A 26,952-nucleotide genomic window follows, 5' to 3' on the forward strand; every position below is an offset into this window, starting at 1 on the left:
TGGCCCGACCCTATGTTGGTCGGGCCAACTTTAAAGAGAGGTATGCTCCATCATCTTAAAATAAATAATTACATCACCTTGGGTCAGGTTTCCCAAGATATTGAACTTTCCTATCAACTATTCGGGCAAGCGCTTCACAGTGCCCCGATTGTTCTTGTCAACCATGCATTAACGGGTAATTCAAATGTTACCGGCGATGGTGGGTGGTGGTCTGCGCTTATTGGAGAAGGTAAGTGTATCGACACGAACAAATACACTATCCTTTCGTTCAATATTCCTGGTAATGGCCATGACAAGTTTGTCATCGATAACTATAAAGATTTTGTGGCAGGCGATATGGCCCGTATTTTTCTTTTAGGATTGGAGCAACTGGAGATTAAAAGGCTTTACGCAATAATCGGTGGTTCATTGGGTGGTGGAATCGCCTGGGAAATGGCAGCACTTAACCCAAGAATTACAGAACATTTGATTCCTGTTGCCTCCGATTGGAAATCTACCGACTGGCTAATAGCCAATTGCCAAATTCAAGAACAGTTTTTGGTCAATTCTAAACAACCGGTTCATGATGCCCGTATGCATGCAATGCTTTGTTATAGAACACCTGAATCATTCAAGGAGCGTTTTAAACGAAGTACCAATGAAGAATTACAGGTTTTCAATGTTGAAAGTTGGTTAATGCATCACGGCGAAAAGCTTCAAGAGCGTTTTCAACTCTCGGCGTATAAGTTGATGAACCAGCTTTTGAAGACCATCGATATTATGAGAAATGGCGATAAGAACTTTATCGACCTTCAAAATAGCGATACCAATATACACATCATTGGGGTCGATTCTGACCTGTTCTTTACAGCTAAAGAAAATAAAGAAACGTATAAGCAATTGGCTCAAGCCAATAGTAATGTAACCTATGGCGAAGTTCATTCTTTGCACGGCCACGATGCATTTTTAATCGAATTCGATCAAATGGAGCAGCTGTTGGATCCCATTTTTAGGAGAAACGGCAAGTCTAATAGGTTAAAAGTACTCAAGTTTGGGGGTAAATCGTTGGCTAATGGCGAAGGTCTAGGCCGCGTTTTAGATATCATCACCAAAAAGGTAAACGATGGTGAAAATATAGCCGTTATTCTATCGGCTCGAGGTAAGGCCACCGACCAGCTTGAAAATTTACTTGACAAAGCAGCTTCAGGACAAAACTATCATAAAGATTTTGAGGCCTTTGAAAAATACCAACAGCATACGTTTAAGAATGTCAATCTTTCCAATGAATTAAAAGAATTGGCGAAGCTGTTGGAAGGTGTGTCCCTTTTAGGTGATTACAGCTTGAAAATCAAGGATCAGGCTTTGTCTTTTGGGGAGCTTATTTCTGCAAAATTGGTAACAAAGCTCTTGATAGGCAGAGGCATTTCAGCTGAGTTTCTAGATTCAAGAACTGTATTGAAAACAGATTCAAACTTTGGGGATGCAGCCGTGAACGAAGCGCAATCAAAAGAGAATGTATTGCGACATTTTGCGCATTTGGAGAAGCAGACGGTTCCGGTTATTACTGGCTTCATTGCTTCTGACGATAAAGGTGATACAACTACTTTAGGGAGAAATGGTAGTAATTATTCTGCTGCCTTGTTCGCTAATTTTTTAAACGCTGATGAGCTTCAAAACTACACCCATGTAGATGGTATTTTTACGGCAAACCCTGATTTGGTTTCCGATGCAAAGCGCATTGCCAATCTTAGTTATGGTGAGGCGAATGAACTCGCGAATTTTGGTGCGACCATTTTGCATGCCAAGACAATCATCCCATTAATTGAAAAGAACATTCCGCTACGCATTTTAAATACCTTCAATGATGATAACGAGGGTACTTTGATCAGTGCAAAAAGCGAGAAAGGAGGTATTAAATCATTATCCGTCATCGAAAATGTTTCCCTTATTAATTTAGAAGGTAGGGGCCTCTTGGGCAAAGTGGGTATCGATGCGAGAATATTCAGGTCGTTGGAGCAAAACAATATTAGTGTCAGTATTGTATCTCAGGGCTCTTCTGAACGGGGTATCGGTCTAGTAGTTGATTCGAACAAGGCGCAAAGGGCCAAAAAGGCTTTGGATGCCGAATTCGCAGGCGACTATGAGACCCGAGATATCAACATGATTACGGTTCAAAACGAAGTTTCGGTCATATCGGTGGTCGGTCAAGATTTGAGCACCTTTCACCGCCCGTTCAATGCCTTGATAAAGAATCAAGTGGTTCCGTTACTGTTTAACAATACTGTATCGGGGAAAAATGTGAGTTTGGTCGTGAAAAAATCAGATTTGCATAAGGCCATTAACGTCATGCACGGCCAGATTTTCGGAATCAGCAAAAAGGTGAATTTGGCCATCTTCGGTCATGGTAATGTTGGCGGAACATTGATTGGTCAAATTCTGCGGTCTAAAAAAACCATCGAAAAGCGCAAGGGTATTGACCTCAATGTATTTGCCGTAGCCAATTCACGAAAAGTATTGCTAGAGCGTAAGGGAATACCTAAAACTTGGAAAACGGCTTTAGAGGAAAAAGGAGTGTCTTATACCTATGCCGATGTTATCGACTATGCCAAGAGAAACCATCTTGAAAACTTAATTGCTGTAGATAACACAGCCAATGAAGACTTTGTGGCCAATTATTTTGAATTTGTCGAGAATGGTTTCGATTTGGTATCGTCGAACAAAATTGCCAATACATTAGGGTTTGATTTTTATCAACTTCTACGGGAAGAACTAGGTAAGCACCAAAAGCAATACCTCTATGAAACTAACGTAGGGGCCGGTCTTCCATTGATTGATACTATTAAACTATTGCATCTTTCGGGTGAGAACATCACCCAAATAAAAGGGGTGTTTTCAGGGTCGCTGAGTTATATTTTTAATACGTTCTCAGAATCTGATAAACCGTTTTCCGCTATTTTACTAGATGCGATGAAGAAAGGTTTTACAGAGCCCGATGCGCGTGAAGATTTATCGGGTAATGATGTTGGTAGAAAACTTTTGATTTTAGCCAGAGAACTAGATTTGAGCAATGAATTTTCCGATATCAGTATTAATAATCTTATTCCCGAAGATTTAAGGGAAGGCTCGGTGGATGATTTTCTTGAAAATTTAGATGTCCTGGATGCTAAGTTTAGCGAAATAAAGAAAAACCAAAAACCAGGACATGTTTTGCGTTATGTTGGTGATCTGCATGGTGACCTTCAAAAAGAAAAGGGAATTTTGGAAGTGAAATTGGTTTCCGTGCCTAAAGAAAGCGCTCTAGGTCAGGTAAAAGGTTCCGATTCGATCATTGAAATTTATACGGAGTCGTATGGCAAAAACCCCTTAGTCATACAAGGTGCCGGCGCAGGTGCTGCGGTGACCGCCAGGGGTGTTTTTGGAGATATTTTAAGAATTGCCGAGAAAGGATAGAGTGTAGGAGTTTTGAGTCAAAACTTCTTGGCTAAGAAGTGATTTTGACGAAACGCCATTCATCCGCAAAAAAGAAAAGAAACAAATAAGAAGAAATGAGTAATACTAAATTCGAAACGAAAGCGATAAGAACCCAATTGAACAGGTCTGAAAACCTTGAGCATTCCGTGCCAATGTACGTAACCTCAAGTTTTGTTTTTGAAGATGCAGAAGATATGAGGGCTTCATTCGCTGAAGAAAAAGAACGAAATATCTATTCTCGTTATTCCAACCCCAACTCATCAGAATTTATAGAAAAGGTATGTTTGATGGAGGGAGCGGAAGATGGTTTTGCGTTCGCATCGGGCATGGCCGCTGTTTTTTCGACTTTGGCCGCCTTGCTGAACAGCGGAGACCATGTGATTTCTTCAAGAAGTATTTTTGGTTCTACGCATTCTCTTTTTAATAATTTCTTTCCGAAGTGGAATATTGGCCATTCTTATTTTAAATGCGGTGAAGAAGATAAAATTGAGGGATTGATTACGCCGAACACCAAGATTCTCTATGCGGAAACCCCAACCAACCCTGGGGTAGATGTTTTAGATTTGGAATATTTGGGTAAAATCGCCAAAAAGCATCAGTTAATATTAATAATCGATAACTGTTTTGCTTCCCCCTATTTGCAACAGCCGATTAAGTTTGGTGCCGATTTGGTGATTCACTCCGGTACCAAATTGATGGATGGTCAGGGTCGTGTATTGGCAGGTATTACCGTGGGTAGTAAAGAATTGGTCGATAAGGTATATCGTTTTTCTAGAATTACAGGTCCGGCTTTGTCCCCATTTAATGCATGGGTGCTTTCAAAAAGCTTAGAGACCTTAGCGGTTCGAGTTGATAGGCACTGCGAGAATGCTTTAAAATTGGCCGAGTTCTTAGAGGGGCATGAAAAAGTGAATTGGGTAAGGTATCCGTTCTTAAAATCGCACCCTAAGCATGAGGTTGCTAAAAAACAGATGAAGGCGGGTGGTTGTGTCGTGGCATTTGAGGTCAAGGGTGGCCTTGAAGCGGGCCAGAAGTTCTTTAACTCTATAAAAATGCTATCTCTATCTGCCAATCTAGGTGACTCAAGAAGTATTGTGACGCACCCTGCTTCAACAACGCATAGTAAGCTGTCGGTAGAAGAAAGAGCAGAAACGGGTATAACCGATGGAACCGTACGTGTATCGGTCGGTTTGGAACATATCGATGATATTATTGCCGATATTCAACAAGCCTTGGGCTAATCTAGTTTTTTTGCACGGCAATCATCATATGGGGGCTGAAGGGTAGTAGGTATTCGTCGTTTTCGGTAATGGCAACCAGCTCTTGAAGGGTTTTCTTGTTTTTGCCGTGCAACATACTTGAAAAATAATCTTTGTCGAGCCATGCCATTCCCTCTACGGCATGTAGGTTTAAAAACTTTAGGTCAGCCGATGAGAACTCTTTTTTCAGTTCGTCAGGTCGATGGTAATATGCTTCCGCCAAGAGACCCGGAAAATTTTTTGGCGGATTGTGAATGCTTTTGGTGAGCTCTTCTTTGCACATTTTAAAGAAACTTTGGTCATGTATGAATCCGTTTAAGAGGCCCACTAGTGTAGAAGCCGTATAATTGATGGCGAAGCCTAAAATGATTCCTCCGGGTTTCAGCACCCTTTTAGCTTCCATTATGGTTTGAATGCGGTCTTCATGTTTCTGAAGATGGTACAAGGGCCCGTGTAGAATGACCATGTCGGCGAACCCGTTTTTGATATCCAGTTTTCTCGATTCCCCAGAAATTACTGTAAATGGGTTTTCTAATTTCTTCGCCCTTTTATTGGCTAACTTGAGGTGTTTCGGTACGGGCTCGATTAAATACAGTTGATGATTTAATTCAGCCAACCACTCAGAATACTTTCCCGTACCCCCGCCAACATCTATAATCGTTTGTTCTCTAGATTCTAGGTACTTGGTGATAAGATCTTTAATTCTTTCGAATTCGAAAATTCCCATACCTTTTTCCAATCGGGTCTCTTCGCTAGCTTCATTGTAAAAAGACTCAATTTTGTTACTTATCAATTGACGTTTTTGATTTTTGCTCATGTAGTCGCTTCGTGGGTGAATAGATTTACGGGTAGGTTACTTATCGGCCAAATGTTTTGATTGTATTTCGGTAGCCACTTCATGCGCGATGGTCACTAATAATTCGGCAAACTCAGCAACGCCTTCCAAGGCATCTTCTAGATAGATGTATTTGCCCTGAAGTTGATTGGAATCTGGTTGGTAGAAATGCTCCATACCTTGGTCATATTCGGCCGTAATGTACTGGTCATAAAAAGTGTTATAGTCTTCAATGGTCTGCAGAAAATTTTGATGTACCGTATTGAAACGCGTCACCTTTTTAAAGATTTCAATATCAACATCTTTCAATAGACCGCTTTGAACAAATGAGTTGATGATGGGCACCTTCCAGTAATCACCATAAAGTATGGTCTTGACAGGAATTTTCTTTTGTCCTATCAAACTGTCTGACTGTTTGTCTAAATTCAAGAAGAACTGAACAAAGCCTTTTTCGTTTTCTCTTTTTCCCGATTCGTAGAATGCATTAAGATCCTCATAAATGGCTGTGTAGATTTCCCTTTTTTTTCTTTCTTCCGTTTTACTTTCTTGGTAATTATTAAGCCAAAAGGCCAAGAAGACACCAACAAAAACAACCAGAAATTCAAAGAAATATCTATACAACTGCGGTAAATATTTTCGATAGGCAACAAACTTTTGACCCATGGTTTGTGGTTATAGCGATTGTTTCAAAACTACTAATTAATGTTTTTACTTGTTTCTGAATCTACATCCCTAAGACAAAAAAGTAATACTTGGTAGATAAAGGTCTCTACGATGTAAATCTTAATTTTCTGTATCTTCGCCCTATGCTCTCTAAAAAGACAAAATACGGTCTCAAAGCATTGACCTACCTCGCTTCGCAAAAAGATAAGGCGCCAGTTCAGATTTCTGAAATAGCCAAATGCGAGAATATCTCGCAGAAATTTTTGGAGAGTATTTTACTTTCCCTGCGAAAAAGCGGTTTTTTGGGTTCTAAAAAAGGTAAGGGGGGTGGATACTATCTTATAAAAGACCCGAATGAAGTGCTGATGACCGATGTAATGCGCGTTCTTGAAGGCCCTATATCTATGGTGCCTTGTGTCAGTTTGAACTTTTATGAAAAGTGTGCCGATTGCCGAGATGAAGCTACTTGCTCGGTAAACAAACTTATGCTGAAGGTAAGGGACGCTAATTTAGAGGTGTATCGAAACAATACCCTGGCAGACCTAATCATCTAATTTAATTGGTGTCCAGACGCTTACGAGTGATCGAATAATTCTCAATAAAAAGGATGGTATGTTAATAATCTACTAAATCTATAGGGTAATTGTAATTTCTGGGCAGGTTATGCGTCTAATTAGACATATTTGTCTTATTTTTGTTTACTCTATTAAATTGATAGGATAATAAGATTATGATTGTAGATCAGCTTACTGTGGATTCTAAAAATGAAAAAACCACTTTCCGTAAAGACAAAGCATCGGAGAGCCCTAAGAGAAGTATCGTAAAGTCTATTAGTTGGAGGATTGTTGGAACCATAGATACCATTATTATTTCTTGGATAGTGACCGGCACGTTAACATTGGCCTTCTCTATCGGTTTAATAGAATTGGTAACCAAAATGGTACTATACTTTTTCCACGAGCGAATTTGGAACAAAATATCTTGGGGTAAATAAATTTAAGAAATGAGTTTTTCAGAAGAATTGATTCAAGAACAAAACAAGAAGTTTGAAGGGGCCAGCCCTCAAGAGATAATAGCATGGGCCATTGAAAATGCCAAAAATGCGGTGGTGACCACCAACTTTAGGCCTTATGAGGTGAACATTCTTCATGCCGTTACACAAGTAAAGGCCGATATACCGGTTATTTGGTGCGATACGGGTTATAACACGCCCAACACCTATCGCCATGCCGAAGAGCTAATCGAGCGTTTGGGGCTTCAAATAGATTTGTATGTGCCTCAACAGACAACCGCTCATAGAGATGTGGTTATGGGTATTCCGCAAATAGACGACCCAAGGCATGCTATATTCACTGAGCAGGTGAAATTAGAGCCTTTTAGAAGAGCTATGGAGGCCCATCAACCAGATGTTTGGTTTACCAACTTGAGAAAAGGGCAAACTGCACTTAGAGATTCTTTAGATGTTTTGAGCCTTAGCAAAGATGGTGTTTTGAAGGTGGGTCCTTTTTATCATTATAGTGATGCGGAGCTCGATGCTTATTTGGCCGAACACGAATTACCGAACGAACATAAATATTTTGATCCTACGAAGGTTTTGGAGAACCGTGAATGTGGATTGCATACCTAATTGACAATTATGAACTCCAACTAAGTTGGATTTAAAAGAATTACAAACTTGGAAACAGTTACTAAAGAACAAATTACCGATACGGCACTTTTAGGTGCGACAGGAGATGTGTCAAACGCATTGGAAAATGAGGCCATTTATATTATTAGGGAAGTAGCCGCACAATTTGAAAGACCTGTATTGTTATTCTCAGGTGGTAAAGATTCCATCACATTGGTGAGATTGGCGCAGAAGGCTTTTTGGCCGGCGAAAATACCTTTTCCTCTAATGCACATTGATACAGGGCATAACTTTCCTGAAACCATCATATTTAGAGATCGTTTGGTAGAAGAATTAGGCTTAGAGTTAATTGTGCGTAATGTACAAGATTCTATCGATCAAGGTAAAGTGAAAGAAGAAACTGGTAAATATGCCAGTAGAAATATGTTGCAGACCACTACTTTGTTAGATGCCATTGAAGAATTCAAGTTTGATGCCTGTATTGGGGGTGCCCGTAGAGACGAAGAAAAAGCACGTGCTAAGGAAAGAATTTTTTCGGTTCGCGATGATTTTGGTCAGTGGGACGAGAAAAACCAGCGCCCTGAGTTGTTCGATATGTTGAACGGCCAAATTGAATTAGGGCAGAACGTTCGTGTATTCCCGATCAGTAACTGGACCGAGCTGGATGTGTGGAGCTATATTGAAGCAGAGAATATCGAAATACCGTCTATTTATTTTGCACACAAGCGCAAGACGTTCTTAAGAGACGGTCTTATCTGGTCTGCTGAAGATGAGGTAGTGTTCAGGGCAGAAGATGAATTGGTAGAAGAGCGTACGGTACGGTTTAGAACTGTTGGCGATATGTCATGTACCGCAGCGGTCGAATCGGAAGCCGATACAATTGCGAAGGTGGTTTCCGAGATTAGGGATTCTTCCATTTCGGAAAGGGGCGCCCGTATTGATGATAAACGATCAGAGGCAGCCATGGAGAAGCGCAAGCAACAAGGATATTTTTAGGAAAGTTAATAGTTAAAGTTCTGAGTTAAAAGTGGGGTTGTGAAGATTTTGTGGGCAACTCGAAGCTATTAACCAACAATCATACAAAGATGAAAGTATTAAAATTAGCAACAGCAGGTAGTGTAGATGACGGTAAAAGCACCTTGATCGGGCGTTTATTGTACGATACAAAATCGCTGACAACAGATAAATTAGAAGCTATTGAAAAAACCAGTAAGCAACGTGGTTACGATTACTTGGATTTTTCATTGGCAACTGACGGGCTTGTAGCAGAAAGGGAGCAGGGTATCACCATTGATGTGGCCCACATCTATTTTTCTACAGCTACTAAAAGTTACATTATTGCCGATACTCCAGGTCATGTAGAGTATACCCGTAACATGGTTACCGGTGCTTCTACTTCTCAGGCGGCGATTATTTTGATCGACGCGAGAAAAGGGGTGATCGAGCAAACCTACAGACACTTTTTCATTAATAATATGCTTCGAGTGAAGGATGTTATTGTTGCTATCAATAAGATGGATTTGGTAGATTATTCCGAAGAAACTTTCAATAGCATCAAAGCTGACTTTGAAGAGTTGATGAGCAAAAGGGATTACCAAGAACAAAAAATCACCTTTATTCCCGTAAGCGCCCTTAAAGGTGACAATGTGGTGAACAAATCTGATGCGATGTCTTGGTACGAAGGGCAGACCTTGTTACAGCATTTAGAAGAACTAGATTTAAAGGATATCTATAATACAGGTACGCCAAGATTTCCTGTACAGTATGTTATCAGGCCAAAAACAGATGATTTCCATGATTTCAGAGGTTTTGCCGGAAAAGTTTACGGTGGGGAATTGAGTGTAGGCGATGAAGTAGTGGCTCTACCATCACAAACCCGATCTAGAATCAAGGAAATCTATTTCCACAATCAAAAATTTCAGACGGCTTCAAGAAGGTCTTCTGTAACCATCACTTTAGAAGATGAAATCAATGTGAGTAGAGGTGATATGTTGGTGAAAGTAGGTGATTTGCCTACCATCGACAAGCAATTTACCGCTACCGTTTCTTGGATGGATTCTGATAAGTTGACCCTTGGTAAGAAATATGTGGTGCAACACGGTGTCAATAAGGTGTTGGCCAAAGTTGATAAGATTCATCATAAGATTAGTCCAGATTATTCAGGTATCGATACCGATGTTGATGGTTTAGGCATGAACGATATAGCGCAAGTGTCTTTCAAATTGAACAAGCCCATTTTCTATGATAAATTTAAAGATCATCGTACCAATGGTTCGTTTATTTTGATTGACTCCCAGACCAATAGTACGGTCGGGGCAGGATTTATAGGCTAAAGGTACACTTTTAAAGGTGCTGGTTGTTAAGTGCCTTTGGAGTATGATTTTAGATTTTACCTATTTAGTCTATAGGAAAAATATAATTAAAGAACTGAATTAGTTCATCGAATAAGAAAGAAGAAAAACATGCAGAGTTTTAGAACCGAAATAGAAAACCCAGTAGTAGAGAAAGATATTCTCGAGTTGGAAAGAAAGATTAAACTCTTTCATGATGGCAAGGTAGATGAGGAGAAATTCCGAAGTCTTCGTTTGGCTAGAGGGGTATACGGTCAGCGTCAACCCGGCGTTCAAATGATTCGTATCAAACTTCCTTACGGTAAGGTTACCTCAAAGCAGCTAAAGCGTATCTGCGATGTTTCCGATGAGTACTCTACAGGCAGATTGCACATTACTACTCGCCAAGATATTCAAATTCACTATGTTGATTTGAATAGAACACCAGAATTATGGGCAGAACTAGAGAAAGATAATGTTACACTTCGTGAAGCCTGCGGTAATACGGTAAGAAACGTTACAGCTAGTGAAACGGCGGGTATCGATGTTGATGAGCCTTTCGATGTTTCGCCTTATGCCCATGCCTTGTTCCAATATTTTTTACGTAACCCTATCAGTCAAGAAATGGGCCGTAAGTTCAAGGTTTCTTTTTCTTCGAGCGATGCCGATACAGGCTTGTCTTACATGCATGATTTAGGCTTTATTGCGAAAATTCAAGATGGGGTTAAAGGTTTTAAAGTGATGTTGGGTGGCGGACTCGGTTCTCAACCGCGTCATGCAGACGTACTTTTTGAATTTTTAGAAAGTGATAAAATCATTCCTTTAATGGATGGTGTTGTTCGAGTTTTCGACCGATACGGAGAGCGTAAGAGCAGGGCCAAGGCTCGTATGAAGTTCTTGATTAAAGATGTAGGTCTTGATGGTTTTAAGGAGCTATTGGAAGCCGAGCAGAAAGCAGTTCCTCATCAGTCGTATCCTATCGACGCAGAAGCTTATCCGCAAGTAAAAATTGCCGATGCCCAACCAAAAGAGGTAGAGATTGAAGATAAAGAGGCTTTTGAAGCTTGGAAATCGACCAATATCGTTCCTCAAAAACAAGAAGGTTTTGTTGCCATAGGTATCAAAGTACTTTTAGGCGATTGGTACACCGACAAAGCTAGACTTTTGGCTGATTTGGTCAGCGAATATGCTGCCGGTGAAATACGATTAAGCTTACGTCAAAATATTTTGATTCCCCATGTGAGGGAAGAGTTAATACCATTTTTCTACAAAGCGCTATCTAAGTTAGGATTTGCAGAAGCTGGTTATAACAGAGCTTTGGATATCACCGCCTGCCCAGGTACAGATACTTGTAATCTTGGTATAGCCAGTAGTACTGGTATTGCCGAAGAACTTGAAAGAGTAATCAAGGCTGATTATCCGCAATACATATCCAACCCTGATGTGGTTATTAAAATTAGTGGTTGTATGAATGCCTGTGGTCAGCACAACATGGCGCATATCGGTTTTCAAGGTATGAGTGTTCGTACGAAAGATAAATTGGTAGCGCCTGCATTGCAAGTGCTACTCGGAGGAGGTAACGATGGAAACGGAAATGGTCGTTTTGCCGATAAAGTGGTGAAGATACCGAGTAAGCGTGGTCCAGAGGCTTTACGATTGATTTTAGACGATTATGATGCCAATGGAAACGGACAATCGTATGCCGATTACTATCAAGAAAAAGGACAAATGTATTTCTACGATTTCTTGACGCCACTTTCCGATGTTACCAATCTAACTGCAGAAGATTTTATTGATTGGGGTAATACAGAACGCTATGAAAAGGCGATTGGTGTAGGTGAATGTGCCGGGGTTGTCATCGATTTGGTAGCTACTTTATTATTTGAAAGTGAAGAGAAAAATCAAAATGCGATTGAGGCTTTGGAAGAAGGTAAATGGGCAGCCAGTATTTACTATTCCTATACATCAATGGTAAATTCGGCGAAAGCCTTATTGACCTCTGAAAAAGCTAAAGTGAATACCCATGCCGGTATCATTAAAGATTTCGATGAGAAGTTCGTAGCTGCCGGTAAGATAGAATTGGGCCGAGGTTTTGAAGATTTGGCACTTCAATTAAATAGAAATGAGCCTACTGAGGAATTCGCCAAAAGTTATTTGGCCGATTCTCAAGAGTTTTTGAAAACTGTAGAGGCTTACAGAAAACAAGAATTGGCAGAAGCCTAATACGAATGGAATTTAAAACGACCACATATCATCAACCTAAATATTTCGGCGACAATGGTAAGCTTACCATCGTCGGTGCTGGCCCTGGTGATCTTGAGTTGATTACCGTTAAGGCCATCAAGGCCTTGAAAACGGCTCATGTGGTCTTGTACGATGCCTTGGTAGCTACCGAGCTACTTGACTATGCCCCTAATGCCGAGCATGTGTTCGTGGGTAAGCGTAAAGGATGTTACGCCTATCAGCAAGAGCAAATCAATGATTTGATTGTCGGCCGTGCCAAGCAAGGTATGCATGTGGTACGACTAAAAGGCGGCGACCCATTTGTTTTTGGTCGCGGTGCCGAGGAAATGGAATTTGCGGCTGAACATGGTGTGGAGGTAGCAATGGTACCAGGGGTATCATCTTGTTTGTCGGTTCCGGCATCACAACATATTCCAGTGACCAAAAGAGGGGCCGCCGAAAGTTTTTGGGTGATTACGGGTACTACCAAAGAGCATAAATTGTCAAACGATGTTGCCTTGGCAGCCAAGAGCAGCGCTACAGTTGTTATTTTGATGGGAATGTCAAAATTAGGACAGATTGTTGAGCTCTTTAAAAAGGAAAATAAAGCCGAGACCCCGATTGCAATTATTCAAAATGGTACACGCCCAGATGAGAAAATGGCCGTTGCCACTATCGATACGATTGAAAAGGAAGTAAAAGAAAAAGAATTGACCAATCCTGCCATCATTATTATTGGTGAGGTAGTCAACCATCGGATGCAAATGTGGGAACTGGTCAAAAGAAATGAATTTGAGTTAAGTTAAGCGATATGATAAAAACTGATGTATTAATAATTGGCGCAGGGCCAACAGGTCTATTTACAGTATTTGAAGCCGGGTTGTTGAAATTGAAATGTCATTTGATAGATGCGTTGCCACAACCAGGCGGTCAATGTTCGGAAATATATCCTAAGAAACCAATTTATGATATTCCGGCATTTCCTGAGATTTTGGCAGGTAAACTGGTCGACAACCTAATGGAGCAAATAAAGCCGTTCGAGCCAGGTTTTACCCTAGGTGAGCGTGCCGAGAAATTAGATAAGCAAGAAGACGGTTCTTTTATCGTAACTACCAATAAAGGTACACAACATCATGCGCCTGTAGTGGTTATTGCCGGTGGTCTTGGTTCTTTCGAGCCTAGAAAGCCGCCTATTTCGAACATAGGCGATTTTGAAGATAAAGGTGTGGCTTACATGGTAAAAGACCCTGAAGTATATCGCAATAAAAAAGTGGTGATTGCAGGTGGTGGTGACTCAGCGTTGGATTGGGCTATTTTCTTGGCCGATGTCGCCTCAGAGGTGTCATTGGTTCATAGAAGAAACGAATTCCGTGGTGCTCTTGATTCTGTTGAAAAAGCTTCAGAATTGGCCAAATTGGGTAAAATTAAACTGTTTACCGAAGCGGAAGTTAAAAGACTGTATGGAGACGACCATTTAGAGGCGGTAGTAATTAAGCACAATGATTCTGAAAAAGGAGAAACCTATGTAGAGGTTGATAATTTCATTCCATTGTTCGGGTTGTCGCCAAAATTAGGTCCTATAGGTGATTGGGGTCTTGAAATCGAGCGTAACGCCATTAAAGTGAACAACGCAAAAGATTATCAAACCAATATACCCGGTGTTTTCGCTATCGGTGATGTGAATACATATGAAGGTAAGTTGAAACTGATTTTATCCGGTTTCCACGAAGCGGCCGTCATGTGTCAATATGCCTATCAAATCATTAATCCTGGTAAGAGATTTGTAATGAAATATACCACGGTAGGTGGTGTTGAAGGATTTGATGGTTCTAAAAAAGTTGCTAAGAAAGAGGTGGTGCAAAGCATCTCTTAAGCAAATCGATTCTTAGTTCATTTATATGTTAGAAATGGTTTCAAAACCTTCTCGGGCGAAAGGCTTCGAGGAGGTTTTGTTCCATTGTCAAAAAAGTTGAGGTTTATTTGTTTTTGGCGCGGCCTTGACGTTACTTTGCAGCCGTTCATTTAAACACTGAAGTCGTTATCAAGAAAGGCGGAGGGAATAGACCCGGTGAAGCCTTGGCAACCCTTTTCCCATAAAGAAGGTGCTACATTCTATCCTCAAAAGTAGGGCAGATAACAGAAGGGCGTTCGTCCCCATTCTTTTTCCTTGCTTGATATTGATTTTGAACTACCCTGAGGTGTAACCTTGATGGAGTGTTTTTTTTGCGTCCTTTTTTGAAATAGATTAAAAGAGATGAAAGATATTAGGCAAATATTGCAAGAGCGAATTTTAGTTTTGGATGGTGCCATGGGTACCATGCTGCAACGCTATAAATTCACTGAAGAAGATTTTAGAGGGGAGAGATTCAAAGATTGGGAACATCCGTTACAGGGTAATAACGACTTGCTTTCCTTGACCCAACCAGAGGCTATAGCCGAGGTACATAGAAAATATTTTGCTGCCGGTGCCGATATAGTCGAAACGAACACATTTTCAGGCACAACGATTGCGATGGCCGATTACCATATGGAGGATTTGGTGTACGAGCTCAATTATGAATCGGCTCGAATCGCTAAAAAGGTTGCCGATGAGTTTACGACCAAAGAACCTAACAAGCCACGTTTTGTAGCCGGTAGTATCGGCCCGACCAATAAAACGGCAAGCATGAGCCCAGATGTAAACGATCCGGGTTTTAGGGCCATCTCTTTTGATGAACTTCGTATTGCCTATAAACAGCAGGTAGAGGCCTTATTGGATGGAGGGTCGGACATACTTTTGGTAGAGACTATTTTCGATACACTGAACGCCAAAGCGGCCCTTTTTGCCATTGAAGAGGTGAAAGAAGAAAGAAATATAGACCCACCCGTCATGGTCAGTGGTACGATAACAGATGCTTCCGGAAGAACGCTTTCGGGGCAAACAGCTGAAGCATTTCTGATATCGATATCCCATATTCCCATTTTATCGGTCGGTTTTAATTGTGCACTTGGTGCTAATCAATTGGTGCCTCATTTAGAGGTATTATCGTCCAGAACCGATTATGCCGTTTCTGCACACCCAAATGCGGGTTTGCCAAATGCATTTGGTGAATATGACGAAACCCCGGAGCAGATGGCGGCACAAATCAAGGAATATGTTGAAAAGGGACTGGTAAATATTGTAGGCGGTTGTTGTGGTACTACTCCTGAGCATATTACGGCCATTGCAGATTTGGTAAAGGCTTATACTCCAAGGAATGTTTTAGTCGGATAGATAGTTGACGTTGCTCGTTTTTCGTTCATCGTTGTGCGTGTTTCAGAATATGCAATGATTAGTTGAAATTAAAAATGGACTATAAGGAATTAGATGTCTGGTTGAAGGCAAGGGAATTGGTTAAGAAAATTTACATTTTGACCACATCTTTTCCTAATGAAGAACAGTATGGGCTGACCTCTCAGATAAGAAGGTCTTCTATTTCAATGTCGTCTAATATAGCCGAGGGATGTGGAAGACAAACGGCAAAGGAAACCATCTATTTTTTACATATAGCCAGAGGGTCGCTTTTTGAATTGGAAACGCAGGTCATTTTGGCTGATGATTTAGGATATACTACTACGAATGCCGTAGATACTTTAAAAGAAATAGAAAGAGTAAAAATGTTGCTAAATGGCTTTATTAATTACCATAAAAAATTATGAGTAGCGAACAACGACCAACCAGTAACGAGAAACGATTATTGCGTTTGAGTGGGCTGGAACCCCTTGTCATCACCCCCGATAGTAATTTTATCAATGTGGGCGAGCGTACAAATGTCGCGGGGTCGAGAAAATTTTTACGCTTGGTTAAAGAAGAGAAATTTGATGAAGCGCTAGATATTGCCCGCGAACAGGTGGAAGGTGGTGCCCAGATTATTGACATCAATATGGACGATGGTCTTATTGATGGAAAAGAAGCCATGGTCAAATTTCTTAATTTGGTTATCTCAGAGCCTGATATCGCCCGGGTGCCTATAATGATCGATAGTTCTAAATGGGAAATCATTGAGGCCGGTCTGCAAGTCGTTCAGGGCAAATCGGTAGTGAATTCCATTAGCTTAAAGGAAGGTAAGGAAGAGTTCGTTCATCATGCCAAGCTGATCAAGAGGTATGGGGCAGCCGTAATCGTCATGGCTTTTGATGAGGTAGGCCAGGCAGATACTTATGATCGGCGTATTGAGATTTGCCAAAGGTCGTACGATATTTTAGTGAACGAAGTGAATTTTCCGCCGGAAGATATCATCTTCGATTTAAATATTTTTCCCGTTGCCACGGGTATGGAAGAGCACAAACTCAACGCTATTGATTTTATCGAGGCCGCCCGTTGGGTTCGTGAAAATTTACCTTATGCCAGCGTAAGCGGTGGGGTAAGCAACGTGTCATTTTCCTTTCGAGGTAACAACCCCGTTCGAGAGGCTATGCACTCCGTATTTCTTTACCATGCGATAAAGGCAGGTATGAATATGGGTATCGTCAACCCGAGTATGTTAGAGGTATACGATGATATTCCCAAAGATTTGTTGGAAAAGGTTGAAGATGTTATTCTTAACCGAAGGGATGATGCTACAGAACGCCTATTGGAATTTGCCGAAACCGTAGTAGGCAAAGCCAAAGAAAGTAAGGTCGATTTGTCATGGAGAGAAGATTCATTGCAAGATAGGATCACTAGGGCCTTGGTGAAAGGTATTGATCAGTACATTCTTGAAGATGTCGAAGAGGCACGATTAGCCTCTAAAAGGCCCATTGAAGTAATTGAAGGTCATTTGATGACCGGTATGAATGTCGTAGGCGACCTTTTCGGAAGCGGTAAGATGTTCTTGCCACAGGTGGTAAAATCTGCAAGGGTAATGAAGAAGGCCGTAGCTTATTTATTGCCTTTTATTGAGGAAGAAAAGTTGCAAAACCCAGATGGGGCAGAAGATAAAGGCAATGGTAAAATACTTCTCGCAACCGTAAAGGGTGATGTTCATGATATCGGAAAGAATATCGTGAGCGTAGTTTTGGCCTGTAACAATTACGAGATTGTAGATTTAGGAGTGATGGTGCCTCCTGAAAAAATTCTGGAAACCGCAATTCAGGAAAAGGTAGATATAATTGGTCTAAGTGGTTTGATTACACCTAGCTTAGATGAGATGGTGCACTTGGCCAAAGAAATGGAACGAAAGAACTTTTCAGTGCCTTTATTGATCGGTGGTGCTACCACGAGTAAGGCACATACGGCCGTAAAAATAGACCCACAGTACAAGCACTCGGTAGTGCATGTAAATGATGCCTCTAGGGCAGTTACTGTGGTTGGCGATTTACTTCAAGAAGAAACATCACAAACGTATAAGTATAATATTAAAAAGGATTATGATGAGTTTAGGGTCAAATTCTTGAACCGTTCGCAGCATAAAGAATACAAGAGTCTAGAACAAGCCAGAAAGAACAAGTTTCAGATTGATTGGGAAACCTCTGAAATCGTAAGGCCCAAGAAACTAGGAATAGAGGTGATTGAAGAAATGGATTTGGAAAAGTTGGTACCCTATATCGACTGGACCCCATTTTTCAGAAGTTGGGAACTTCACGGCAGGTATCCTGATATTCTAACGGATAAGGTGGTGGGTGTGCAGGCTACCGACCTTTTTGCCGATGCCCAAAAAATGCTAAAGGATGTTTTGGTAAACAAAAAGCTTACCGGAAAGGGAGTTTTCGGGTTATTCCCGGCCAACACCCTTGCCAATGAAGATGACATTAAGGTTGAAGTTGAGGGTAATGATTTTATTTTTAGAACCCTAAGGCAGCAACTAAAGCGTAGGGAAGGAGTGCCCGATTACGCCTTGGCAGATTTTATTGCTCCTGAAACCTCGGGAAGACAAGACTATATGGGCTGTTTTTGCGTCACCACCGGCTTTGGTACAGACGAACTTTCGAATCAATACGTAAAAGATTTAGATGATTATAATTCCATTATGATCAAGGCCATTTCAGATCGCTTGGCGGAAGCTTTTGCCGAGTATCTTCATGAGAGAGTACGAAAGGAATATTGGGGCTATGCGGCTGAAGAACGTTTGGATAATGAGGCTTTGATAGATGAGAAATATAAGGGTATACGTCCTGCTCCCGGCTATCCAGCTTGCCCTGATCACTTAGAAAAATTAACCATTTGGGAGGTCTTGAAAGTTGAAGAGCAAATCGGGGTCACCTTAACCGATAGTTTGGCCATGTGGCCCGCAGGTTCTGTTAGTGGGTATTATTTTGGCAATGCCGAGGCCAGGTATTTCGGACTTGGAAAAATTAAAAAAGATCAGGTGAAGAATTTTGCCGAGCGAAAAAATATTGCTTTCGAAGAAGCTGCTAAATGGTTGGCACCTAATATAGCTGATGATTAAGATGAAAAAGTTTATAGAACTGCATTTAGGAAGTCATGTAATCAGTCATGGGTATGACGATAATAATATAGAGATTGAAGAATCTGTAACAGTAGAAGGGTTTTCTAAAAAGCTGGTATCCGTGGATAGGATAAAATCCTTAAGCGAAAAATTTATTTTGACCGATTATTTAGATGGCCGTTGGATTTATTGGGAATACCAAGAAAATTACGATGAGGTGAAGGCCTTATTACTCAATTTATAAAAATCAACAAGCCGAAGTTAAAACTGAAGAATGAAAATTACCGACCATATTAAAAATGCAAAAGGGGAAACTTTGTTTTCTTTTGAAATAGTACCGCCGGTCAAGGGCAGAAATATTCAAGAGCTCTACAATAATATTGACCCTTTAATGGAGTTTAAACCACCTTTTATTGATGTTACCACCTCTCGCGAAGAGTTTGTCTATCGTGAAAAAGACGGCTTACTTGAAAAACAGGTAACTCGTATGAGACCCGGTACAGTTGGTATTTGCGCCTCTTTACAGCATAAATATGGTGTAGATACGGTGCCTCATGTACTCTGTGGCGGCTTTACCAAAGAAGAGACCGAATACCTCTTAGTTGACTGTCAATATTTAGGTATCGAGAATCTAATGGCCTTAAGGGGAGATGCCCGGAAGGATCAGCAATATTTTGAAGCTACCAAAGGCGGACATGCTTATGCGACCGATTTGGTAGGGCAGATTAAAGATCTCAATTCAGGAAAATATCTTCATGATGATTGTCAAATGGATCACCTACCCGATTTCTGTATTGGAGTGGCGGGTTATCCGGAAAAGCATTTAGAGGCCCCTTCTTTAAAATCAGATCTTAAAAGACTCAAAGAAAAGGTAGATGCCGGTGCGCATTACGTTGTGACCCAAATGTTCTTCGATAATCAGAAATACTTTGAGTTTGTGGAAGCTGCCAAAGCAATGGGAATCAATGTGCCTATTATTCCGGGTATTAAACCAATTGCCGTTAAAAGGCACTTACAGGTATTGCCCCAAGTGTTTAGAATAGATCTTCCTCAAGATTTAATAGATGCTGTTGATGACTGTGCCACCAATAAAGATGTTCGACAAGTAGGTATTGAATGGGCCATTCAACAATCGAAAGAGTTAAAAGAAGCTGGGGTTCCCGTCCTGCACTATTATTCAATGGGCAAGTCAGATAACATCAAGGCTATTGCAAAGGAATTATTTTAAAATACAGGCGGCCCAAGAGGGGCCGCTTTCTTTTTTATGTTTCCTGCTTTGAATATCGGTCGAGCTGTTTACCTTTGCCTGCCATGAACCTGAGGGTATTTGCAATTCTTTTTTTTATCGCTGTTTTTGGTCGTTCCCAAGAGGGAAAGCCTTCTCATAGTTATACGTTTGATGCGAATGCTTTTTATGGTTCTATTTTGCTGCACAACCCTGATATTTCGCATCTGATTACCGAACATCCATCGGGTGTAATATTGGGTTACAACCGAAAAACTTTTGGTTTGGAAGAGTGGCAGCAGTACTACAACTACCCCGATTTAGGTGCCTCTTTAATCTATCAAGATTCACATAATGAAACTCTGGGTGATGCGTACGGTCTGTATGCACATTTCAATTTTTATTTCTTTAAAAGAAATTTACAGTTTAGAATTGGTCAAGGCTTGGCCTATGCTACCAACCCTTACGACCGTGAGACCAATTTTAGAAACAATGCGTATGGCTCTCGATTTTTGAGCTCTACCTTTATGATGTTCAATTACCATAAAGAACATCTTTATAAGAATCTAGGTCTGAAATTAGGCTTGTCAATAGTCCATTACTCAAATGCCAACGTTAAAGCGCCCAATACCTCTACGAACACAATTGCTTTTAATGCAGGGCTGGTATATAGTTTCGACGGCGAGGAGATGGATTATATAAAGAGGGAAAAAGAGAATATTACCGAACCTGTTCGTTATAATTTGGTACTTCGTGGTGGGGTCAATGAAAGTGATAATATTGGCCATGGGCAATACGGTTTCTTTATCTTATCGGGGTATGCCGATAAGCGGTTGGGGCGTAGAAGCGCTATTCAATTGGGTACTGACGTGTTTTTTAGCAACTTTTTAAAGGAGCTGATCGAGTTTCAATCCATTTCATTTCCAGAAAATGATATCGATGCCGACACCGACCACAAGAGGGTGGGTGTCTTTTTAGGACACGAACTCTTTATTAATAAACTATCCATAGGAACCCAATTGGGCTATTATGTCTATTATCCTTATGATTTTGAAGGTAAATTATACAATCGAGTGAGCATCAAAAGATATTTTGGAGACAAAGTCTTTGGGGTGGTAAGCCTCAAATCGCACGGTGCAGCTGCCGAAGCGGTAGAATTTGGTATCGGGGTACGCTTATAAACGGGAGATTTTGAATACAGAAAGGCTACATAAACCGTATAAAAACACCAAGAGGAAAAATCAAGTTGCGAATTGGGTAACGACGCTATTTTTCTTGGTTGTTTTATGTTTCAATCTTGGCTGTAATAATGAATCGGCACCTGATTGTTTGCAAAATTCAGGCGAAATCATTCAAACTGAAATCGTAGTTGATGATTTCATTAAAATTACAGTTTTTGAAAATGTTTCACTAGTATTAAGGTATGGCGAAGAGCAAAAGGTAGAAATAGAAACGGGAGAGTATTTATTAGATGAGGTTTCCGCAACTGTACAAGACGGCCGTTTATTGCTTCGAGATACCAATGACTGTAATTATTTTCGGGAATACGGTCTTACCAAAATCTATGTTACATCACCTAATATCACAGAAATTCGCAGTAGCACCGGTTGGCCCGTTACCAGTGATGGGGTTTTGAGCTATGCCGGTCTTTCATTGATCAGCGAAAGTTTTATCAACCCAGAGTCTGAGACTACCGACGGAGAGTTTGACCTGCAACTAGCAGTGCAAGATTTGAATGTGGTAGTCAACGGGATAGCCTATTTTAAGCTCTCGGGTACTGCCGAAAACCTTAGCCTTAACATAGCGGCGGGAGATTCAAGAATTGAAGCTGAGAATCTCTTGGCTGATGAGGTGATCATTAATCACCGAGGCTCGAATGATATGCTTGTAAATCCACAGGAAAGTATCAGGGGCAGTATTCGAAGCGTGGGTAACGTAATTAGTTTCAATAGGCCTGCTGAAATAGACGTCCAGGAAGATTATAAAGGGAAACTGATTTTCCGCTGATTCTCTTATCTTAGGGTAAGTCTCTAATTCAATTTGTATTCTTGGTGATGAACCCCATCAAAAATATCATCGAACAATTTTTCGCCAAAAAGAAGGTGTTGGGCAAAGAACAAGATTTGATAGGTCTTGCGAAAGCTGATGCTTTGCTCAGTCAATTGGTAAACGACCATAAAGTACCTGGCTTGGCCATTACCGTTCTAAAAAACGGAGAGACCTTCTTTCAAAAGGGCTATGGGTTTATTGACTTGAATACCCGAAATAAGGTAAGCGCAGAAAACACCGTTTTCAGAATTGCCAGTGTTTCAAAACCCGTGGCAGCTACTGCTTTGGCGCATATGGTGAGAGAGAGATTGATAGATTTAGATGCCTCTTTCTATGCTTATGTACCCTACTTTCCTAAAAAGGAATGGGATTTTACCATAAGGCAATTGGCAGGTCACACTGCCGGAATTAGGGGCTACCGGGGTATTGAGTATGGTCTGAACAAAAAGTATGGTATACGAGAAGGAATCGAAGTTTTTAAAGACGATGACCTTCTCTTTGAACCAGGTACCGATTACCTCTACAATAGTTTTGGTTGGGTGCTGATTTCTTTGGCCATGCAGGAAGTGAGCGGAATACCTTTTGAAGATTATGTCTCTGAAAAAGTGTTGCAACCTTTAGGGTTGAACAAGACTTTTGCGCCAAACCTTCACAATGCAGGTTCAGCTCCTTTTCAGGAGGATGAAAACCTACAACTTTCAAAATTCTATTCTAAATGTCTTACCGGTTTTAGGGAAGCAATAGAGGTCAATAATTTCTATAAGCTTGCGGGCGGTGGCTATCTTTCCACTACATCGGATTTGGCCAAATTTGGCCAGGCTTACTTAGATGGTCAAGTGCTAGGCTATGACATCTTAAAACAATTCTTGACCCCGGGTAGCATTAACAAAACTTCTACCTTTTACGGTTTGGGTTGGCAAGTGAGTAGAGATTCTGGAGGTAGAAATTATTATGGCCATGTAGGCAATGGAGTAGGGGGTTATTCTAATTTTTTTGTTTACCCGAAAGAGCAAATGGTGTTTGCTATTCTTACGAATTGTACCGACCCCAAAATTCAAAATACGTTAGACGACGCCATCGAAGCACTACTTTTGGCGTAGACGAATTTTTCTAGAAAAGAAAACGTGTTCTTTTAATTCAAATGCTGATCTAAAAGAAATCTACGCTATTTTGTTTATCTATTTGTTTTTAACTTTAAACAAAAAAGCATATGAAACGTACAATAGTTACAACGGTAATTGCCTTAATGGCTTATTCAAATAGCGTGCTGGCCCAAGAGATTACTTCTTTTCCAGGTATGTGGGGCCATGAGTTTTATCAAGATAAAGATAAATTGACTTGGAAGGAGATTGATAAAATCATGTCTGAAAGTCAAGTCGCTCAAATGGACTGGCAGAAATCAAAAAAGAATCTGTTAGGTGGTGTCATTGCGGGTACTCTTAACTTTGGTTCTGGTATCTGGTTTATTGTAAACGAGGTAGACAACAAACCCGTGACCGGACCTGTAGTTGCTTTTGCCGCTACAGGATTGGTAGGTTCATTTTTTTATCACTCTGCAATGAAGAATAAGAAGAAGGCCATTTTGAACTATAATGATAGCTTGGGAAAAACGACCTCTTTAAAGGTGGTGCCGACCAGTAACGAAAACGGAGTTGGGCTTGCTTTAAAGTTTTAGTGTTTAGGATGTCAACTCTGTAAAAAGACTCTCCAGGTTCTTATTTTTTCTACTTAACTGGAGGGTCTTTAATTGGTTATCATGGGCAAAGTCGAAAACGGCGGGTCTCATGTCTTTTGAAGTAGTAAAAGTGATTTCGTAGACGAAACCACCGGTATTTTTAACCTTCGAAACATTGGGTAGCGCTTGAAGAAACGCCTCTTCAACTCTGTAATCGAACTCGACTTCAATTATTTGCTCCTCTGCTTCCCTTAGTTCAGATAGTTTTTTGTCGGCGACCAATTGACCCTTATTAATAATAAGTACGCGGTCGCATACTGCTTCTACTTCTTTCATGATATGGGTAGATAACAAAATGGTTTTTTCTTTCCCAATTTCCCTAATAAGCTTTCTTATTTCTACTAATTGATTGGGGTCAAGACCTGTTGTCGGTTCATCAAGTATCAGAACCTCTGGATCATGAAGAAGGGCTGCAGCAAGACCCACACGTTGACGATAACCTTTAGATAGCTGTCCGATTTTTTTATGGGCTTCGGGCGATAAGCCTGTTTTAATGATTACCTCTTCTATTCTACCCTTGGCACATTTATAAACATCAGCATTGAAAGACAAATATTCCTTCACATACATTTCTAGGTATAAAGGGTTGTGTTCCGGTAAATACCCAATACTTTTTTGAACGTCTTTTGGTTGCGAGTTTACATCATAAGAATTTACAAGAGCTTCTCCTTCATCTGCCTTATGATAGGTAGTCAAGACTTTCATCATAGTTGATTTTCCAGCTCCGTTCGGCCCTAGAAAACCTACAATTTCGCCTTTTTCGAGTTGAAAAGAGACATTGTTCAAGGCCTTTTGCTTACCAAATGTTTTGCTTATGTTCTTGACAGTTATTGACATGTAATCAATCGATTTTAGAGCTGGTAAAAGGTTATTCCCATAAGGTTAATGGTAATGGGTCACTTTTCTGAAAAATCCAAAAATAGCCAATAAACCTTGCATTAATCCAACCTAAATGTGGAATGTTTCAAAAAAATATTGAAGTACGATTTGATTTTTAAATATAATTGTTACTTTAGCCGAAGTTTAAGTGTACAATGTCAAAGCAATATTTTTTTAACGGTTTTTATTTTTACTTCTTTTTTAAAAGAGGTGCGGGACTGTTATAGAATATTGTAATCAAGATATTATGTGAAAGTCCCGTGAAAAGCGGGACTTTTTTTGTTTAACGCGCATGCATTTTTTTAAAACTAATGGGTTTAAAGGTTGCCATACAGGGTATTAAAGGTTCTAACCATCATCAGGTGGCCAAAGAATATTTCGATGAACAGATTGATTTGGTAGAATGCATGTCTTTTGATTTTTTGGTCGATCAGTTGTTAGATAAAACAGCCGACGTTGGCGTTATGGCCATAGAAAATTCAATAGCGGGTTCAATCATACCCAACTACGCCTTGGTATATCACAACAACTTGCATATTATTGGTGAACACTACCTGAACATCAATCATAATTTGATGGTGTTGAACGGTCAAAAAATCGATGATATCGAAGAGGTTCGTTCGCACCCGATGGCCTTGTTGCAGTGCAAGGAGTTCTTTAGGGATTATCCGAAAATAAAACTGGTAGAAGATGTCGATACCGCCGAGACCGCAAAACGAATTCAAGAGCAAAAATTAAAGCATGTAGCCGCTATTGCGCCGCAAGTGGCTTCTGAACTGTACGAGTTGAACATCGTAGCACCCAGCATTCAGACCATCAAAAATAATGCGACCCGTTTTATTATTGTAAAGACAAAAAATAAGGTGCTTCCGAAGGAAGAAATCAATAAGTCATCAGTGAGGTTTGTAACCGACCATAAGCGTGGCAGTCTCGCTACCGTACTGAATGTTATGAGCGATTGCCGTTTGAACCTGACCAAGATTCAATCGCTGCCCATTATTGATAAACCATGGAAGTATTCCTTCTTTGTTGATGTGACTTTTGAAGATTATGCCCATTTTGAGAAGGCTAAATCACTGTTGGACATCATGGCCGAAGACTTTAAGGTTTTAGGCGAATATAAAAATACAAGAGTATGATACGTACGGCAAACCGTTTACATACCGTAGAAGAATACTACTTCTCTAAGAAGTTAAGAGAGGTGCGAGGCCTAATGGCCCAGGGTAAGCCAATCATTAATATGGGTATCGGTAGCCCTGATTTGGCTCCATCCAAAGAAATTATCGAAGCGGTACAGAATGCCGTTTGGGATGATGGGGCACACCAATACCAAAGCTATCAAGGTCTTCCTGAATTGCGTGAGGCGATGGCACAATTCTATAAAGAGCGTTTTCAGGTAGCATTGAACCCGACCAATGAAATTTTGCCATTAATGGGTTCTAAGGAAGGCATCATACACATAAGCATGGCTTTCTTGAACGAAGGAGACGCCGTGTTAGTGCCTAACCCCGGTTACCCGACCTATACCTCAGTTACCAAACTGGTAGGTGCCGAAATTAAATATTATGGCCTGAACGAAGAAGGTGGCTGGTTCCCCGATATTAGGGAACTCGAGCGAATGGATCTTTCAAATGTAAAGGTCATGTGGGTGGGGTATCCACATATGCCCACGGGAGCAACGGCAACGAAGACTCAATACAAAGAACTGGTTGATTTTGCCAAGAGAAACGATATTTTGATTGTTAATGACAACCCTTATAGTTTTGTACTTAACGACCACCCGGTAAGTATTATGGAGGTTGAGGGAGCTAAAGACGTGGCCCTTGAGCTTAATTCGTTGAGTAAAACGTTCAACATGGCCGGTTGGCGCGTGGGTATGGTATTGGGCAACGAAGACCATATCAACGCTGTGTTAAAGGTTAAAAGTAATATGGACTCCGGTATGTTCTACGGCATTCAGAAAGGTGCCATAGCGGCCTTGCAAAGTGGGCAAGAGTGGTTCGACAGTTTGAAAGAGGTGTATACCAAAAGAAGGGATTTGATTTTTCAACTGGCGGATAAATTGAGTTGTACGTACGACCCCAAAGCGGTAGGTATGTTCGTCTGGGCCAAACTTCCGGCGAATATAAAATCGGCAGAGAGTTTTATTGACGAAGTGCTGTACGAGAAAGATATTTTTATCACACCAGGAACGATTTTCGGAAGCAATGGAGAGGGCTATATTCGTTTTTCCCTTTGTGTGACCGAAGAAAAAATACAAGAAGCCATAGATAGGTTTTAAAGAAAAGAAG

Annotated in this window: 24 protein-coding genes and 1 riboswitch; of the genes, 21 read left to right on the forward strand and 3 right to left on the reverse strand. The window is 40.7% G+C overall.

Translation table 11 applies throughout. The features are described 5' to 3' along the window. Positions 1–42: 42 nt before the first annotated feature. Both thrA and D1013_RS05320 read left to right on the forward strand, forming a co-directional pair. Positions 43–3,429, forward strand: coding sequence for a bifunctional aspartate kinase/homoserine dehydrogenase I (gene thrA / locus D1013_RS05315; RefSeq protein ID WP_121847882.1), 3,387 nt, complete (start codon positions 43–45; stop codon positions 3,427–3,429). Between the two features lie 95 nt (positions 3,430–3,524). Continuing rightward, complete coding sequence (locus D1013_RS05320; protein ID WP_121847883.1) at positions 3,525–4,691, forward strand: trans-sulfuration enzyme family protein; 1,167 nt, start codon at positions 3,525–3,527, stop codon at positions 4,689–4,691. Between the two features lies 1 nt (position 4,692). On the opposite strand, the gene D1013_RS05325 is transcribed toward D1013_RS05320, so the two are convergent. After that, positions 4,693–5,526 carry a class I SAM-dependent methyltransferase gene (locus tag D1013_RS05325; RefSeq protein WP_121847884.1) on the reverse strand — a complete coding sequence of 278 codons (834 nt, stop codon included), beginning with the start codon at positions 5,524–5,526 and terminating at the stop codon, positions 4,693–4,695. Between the two features lie 36 nt (positions 5,527–5,562). Next, on the reverse strand, positions 5,563–6,207 hold the full coding sequence (locus D1013_RS05330) for a hypothetical protein (protein WP_121847885.1): 645 nt from the start codon (positions 6,205–6,207) through the stop codon (positions 5,563–5,565). A 143-nt stretch (positions 6,208–6,350) separates the two neighbouring features. Here D1013_RS05330 and D1013_RS05335 point away from each other — a divergent pair, with 143 nt between their 5' ends. The 17 genes from D1013_RS05335 (at position 6,351) to D1013_RS05415 (ending at position 23,722) form a co-directional block, all read left to right on the forward strand. Beyond that, positions 6,351–6,761, forward strand: coding sequence for an RrF2 family transcriptional regulator (locus D1013_RS05335; protein WP_121847886.1), 411 nt, complete (start codon positions 6,351–6,353; stop codon positions 6,759–6,761). 176 nt (positions 6,762–6,937) lie between these two features. Then, positions 6,938–7,201, forward strand: coding sequence for a DUF2061 domain-containing protein (locus D1013_RS05340; protein ID WP_121847887.1), 264 nt, complete (start codon positions 6,938–6,940; stop codon positions 7,199–7,201). A 9-nt stretch (positions 7,202–7,210) separates the two neighbouring features. Next, a complete protein-coding gene (locus D1013_RS05345) occupies positions 7,211–7,834 on the forward strand; it encodes a phosphoadenosine phosphosulfate reductase domain-containing protein (protein WP_121847888.1) in 624 nt (207 codons plus the stop codon). Between the two features lie 108 nt (positions 7,835–7,942). Continuing rightward, positions 7,943–8,830: a sulfate adenylyltransferase subunit CysD gene (gene cysD / locus D1013_RS05350; protein ID WP_380085322.1), complete on the forward strand. Its 888-nt coding sequence runs from the start codon at positions 7,943–7,945 to the stop codon at positions 8,828–8,830. A gap of 89 nt (positions 8,831–8,919) precedes the next feature. Further along, positions 8,920–10,167, forward strand: coding sequence for a sulfate adenylyltransferase subunit 1 (locus tag D1013_RS05355; RefSeq protein WP_121847889.1), 1,248 nt, complete (start codon positions 8,920–8,922; stop codon positions 10,165–10,167). A 129-nt stretch (positions 10,168–10,296) separates the two neighbouring features. Beyond that, the gene (locus D1013_RS05360) at positions 10,297–12,387 is read left to right on the forward strand and encodes a ferredoxin-like domain-containing protein (protein WP_121847890.1); all 2,091 of its coding nucleotides are present in this window, start codon (positions 10,297–10,299) and stop codon (positions 12,385–12,387) included. Positions 12,388–12,392: 5 nt separating this feature from the next. Continuing rightward, on the forward strand, positions 12,393–13,193 hold the full coding sequence (cobA, locus tag D1013_RS05365; RefSeq protein ID WP_121847891.1) for a uroporphyrinogen-III C-methyltransferase: 801 nt from the start codon (positions 12,393–12,395) through the stop codon (positions 13,191–13,193). Positions 13,194–13,198: 5 nt separating this feature from the next. Beyond that, a complete protein-coding gene (locus tag D1013_RS05370; RefSeq protein ID WP_121847892.1) occupies positions 13,199–14,260 on the forward strand; it encodes an NAD(P)/FAD-dependent oxidoreductase in 1,062 nt (353 codons plus the stop codon). A 162-nt stretch (positions 14,261–14,422) separates the two neighbouring features. Beyond that, positions 14,423–14,527: riboswitch (SAM riboswitch) on the forward strand. Between the two features lie 114 nt (positions 14,528–14,641). Then, a complete protein-coding gene (locus D1013_RS05375) occupies positions 14,642–15,640 on the forward strand; it encodes a homocysteine S-methyltransferase family protein (protein ID WP_121847893.1) in 999 nt (332 codons plus the stop codon). 74 nt (positions 15,641–15,714) lie between these two features. Beyond that, a complete protein-coding gene (locus tag D1013_RS05380; protein WP_121847894.1) occupies positions 15,715–16,065 on the forward strand; it encodes a four helix bundle protein in 351 nt (116 codons plus the stop codon). Then, positions 16,062–18,773: a methionine synthase gene (metH, locus tag D1013_RS05385; RefSeq protein WP_121847895.1), complete on the forward strand. Its 2,712-nt coding sequence runs from the start codon at positions 16,062–16,064 to the stop codon at positions 18,771–18,773. The genes D1013_RS05380 and metH overlap by 4 nt, the downstream gene beginning before the upstream one ends. Beyond that, positions 18,766–19,017: a hypothetical protein gene (locus D1013_RS05390; RefSeq protein WP_225621566.1), complete on the forward strand. Its 252-nt coding sequence runs from the start codon at positions 18,766–18,768 to the stop codon at positions 19,015–19,017. Before metH ends, D1013_RS05390 begins: the two co-directional genes overlap by 8 nt. Positions 19,018–19,047: 30 nt before the next feature. After that, positions 19,048–20,001 (forward strand): methylenetetrahydrofolate reductase [NAD(P)H], encoded by a 954-nt coding sequence (gene metF / locus D1013_RS05395; RefSeq protein ID WP_121847896.1) that lies wholly within the window; start codon positions 19,048–19,050, stop codon positions 19,999–20,001. An 83-nt stretch (positions 20,002–20,084) separates the two neighbouring features. Next, a complete protein-coding gene (locus D1013_RS05400; RefSeq protein WP_121847897.1) occupies positions 20,085–21,179 on the forward strand; it encodes an acyloxyacyl hydrolase in 1,095 nt (364 codons plus the stop codon). Positions 21,180–21,327: 148 nt separating this feature from the next. After that, positions 21,328–22,005 (forward strand): head GIN domain-containing protein, encoded by a 678-nt coding sequence (locus D1013_RS05405; protein ID WP_317125493.1) that lies wholly within the window; start codon positions 21,328–21,330, stop codon positions 22,003–22,005. Positions 22,006–22,052: 47 nt separating this feature from the next. Continuing rightward, entirely contained in the window at positions 22,053–23,147 is a 1,095-nt protein-coding gene (locus D1013_RS05410; RefSeq protein ID WP_121847898.1) for a serine hydrolase domain-containing protein, read from the forward strand. A gap of 110 nt (positions 23,148–23,257) precedes the next feature. Next, positions 23,258–23,722 carry a hypothetical protein gene (locus D1013_RS05415; RefSeq protein WP_121847899.1) on the forward strand — a complete coding sequence of 155 codons (465 nt, stop codon included), beginning with the start codon at positions 23,258–23,260 and terminating at the stop codon, positions 23,720–23,722. A gap of 3 nt (positions 23,723–23,725) precedes the next feature. Here the strand turns inward: D1013_RS05415 and gldA are convergent, their stop codons facing one another. Next, positions 23,726–24,619: a gliding motility-associated ABC transporter ATP-binding subunit GldA gene (gene gldA / locus D1013_RS05420; protein WP_121847900.1), complete on the reverse strand. Its 894-nt coding sequence runs from the start codon at positions 24,617–24,619 to the stop codon at positions 23,726–23,728. A 353-nt stretch (positions 24,620–24,972) separates the two neighbouring features. Here gldA and D1013_RS05425 point away from each other — a divergent pair, with 353 nt between their 5' ends. Both D1013_RS05425 and D1013_RS05430 read left to right on the forward strand, forming a co-directional pair. Further along, entirely contained in the window at positions 24,973–25,800 is an 828-nt protein-coding gene (locus D1013_RS05425) for a prephenate dehydratase (RefSeq protein WP_121847901.1), read from the forward strand. Next, the gene (locus D1013_RS05430; protein WP_121847902.1) at positions 25,797–26,942 is read left to right on the forward strand and encodes a pyridoxal phosphate-dependent aminotransferase; all 1,146 of its coding nucleotides are present in this window, start codon (positions 25,797–25,799) and stop codon (positions 26,940–26,942) included. Before D1013_RS05425 ends, D1013_RS05430 begins: the two co-directional genes overlap by 4 nt. Positions 26,943–26,952 lie beyond the last annotated feature (10 nt).

The organism is Euzebyella marina, assembly GCF_003687485.1.
Lineage (GTDB): Bacteria > Bacteroidota > Bacteroidia > Flavobacteriales > Flavobacteriaceae > Euzebyella > Euzebyella marina.

Excerpts from the sequence above, each read along its gene's own strand:
- thrA (WP_121847882.1), top strand. The coding sequence starts at position 43 with ATGCTCCATCATCTTAAAATAAATAATTACATCACCTTGGGTCAGGTT.
- D1013_RS05320 (WP_121847883.1), top strand. The coding sequence starts at position 3,525 with ATGAGTAATACTAAATTCGAAACGAAAGCGATAAGAACCCAATTGAAC.
- D1013_RS05325 (WP_121847884.1), bottom strand. The coding sequence starts at position 5,526 with ATGAGCAAAAATCAAAAACGTCAATTGATAAGTAACAAAATTGAGTCT.
- D1013_RS05330 (WP_121847885.1), bottom strand. The coding sequence starts at position 6,207 with ATGGGTCAAAAGTTTGTTGCCTATCGAAAATATTTACCGCAGTTGTAT.
- D1013_RS05335 (WP_121847886.1), top strand. The coding sequence starts at position 6,351 with ATGCTCTCTAAAAAGACAAAATACGGTCTCAAAGCATTGACCTACCTC.
- D1013_RS05340 (WP_121847887.1), top strand. The coding sequence starts at position 6,938 with ATGATTGTAGATCAGCTTACTGTGGATTCTAAAAATGAAAAAACCACT.
- D1013_RS05345 (WP_121847888.1), top strand. The coding sequence starts at position 7,211 with ATGAGTTTTTCAGAAGAATTGATTCAAGAACAAAACAAGAAGTTTGAA.
- D1013_RS05355 (WP_121847889.1), top strand. The coding sequence starts at position 8,920 with ATGAAAGTATTAAAATTAGCAACAGCAGGTAGTGTAGATGACGGTAAA.
- D1013_RS05360 (WP_121847890.1), top strand. The coding sequence starts at position 10,297 with ATGCAGAGTTTTAGAACCGAAATAGAAAACCCAGTAGTAGAGAAAGAT.
- cobA (WP_121847891.1), top strand. The coding sequence starts at position 12,393 with ATGGAATTTAAAACGACCACATATCATCAACCTAAATATTTCGGCGAC.
- D1013_RS05370 (WP_121847892.1), top strand. The coding sequence starts at position 13,199 with ATGATAAAAACTGATGTATTAATAATTGGCGCAGGGCCAACAGGTCTA.
- D1013_RS05375 (WP_121847893.1), top strand. The coding sequence starts at position 14,642 with ATGAAAGATATTAGGCAAATATTGCAAGAGCGAATTTTAGTTTTGGAT.
- D1013_RS05380 (WP_121847894.1), top strand. The coding sequence starts at position 15,715 with ATGGACTATAAGGAATTAGATGTCTGGTTGAAGGCAAGGGAATTGGTT.
- metH (WP_121847895.1), top strand. The coding sequence starts at position 16,062 with ATGAGTAGCGAACAACGACCAACCAGTAACGAGAAACGATTATTGCGT.
- D1013_RS05390 (WP_225621566.1), top strand. The coding sequence starts at position 18,766 with ATGATTAAGATGAAAAAGTTTATAGAACTGCATTTAGGAAGTCATGTA.
- metF (WP_121847896.1), top strand. The coding sequence starts at position 19,048 with ATGAAAATTACCGACCATATTAAAAATGCAAAAGGGGAAACTTTGTTT.
- D1013_RS05400 (WP_121847897.1), top strand. The coding sequence starts at position 20,085 with ATGAACCTGAGGGTATTTGCAATTCTTTTTTTTATCGCTGTTTTTGGT.
- D1013_RS05410 (WP_121847898.1), top strand. The coding sequence starts at position 22,053 with ATGAACCCCATCAAAAATATCATCGAACAATTTTTCGCCAAAAAGAAG.
- D1013_RS05415 (WP_121847899.1), top strand. The coding sequence starts at position 23,258 with ATGAAACGTACAATAGTTACAACGGTAATTGCCTTAATGGCTTATTCA.
- gldA (WP_121847900.1), bottom strand. The coding sequence starts at position 24,619 with ATGTCAATAACTGTCAAGAACATAAGCAAAACATTTGGTAAGCAAAAG.
- D1013_RS05425 (WP_121847901.1), top strand. The coding sequence starts at position 24,973 with ATGGGTTTAAAGGTTGCCATACAGGGTATTAAAGGTTCTAACCATCAT.
- D1013_RS05430 (WP_121847902.1), top strand. The coding sequence starts at position 25,797 with ATGATACGTACGGCAAACCGTTTACATACCGTAGAAGAATACTACTTC.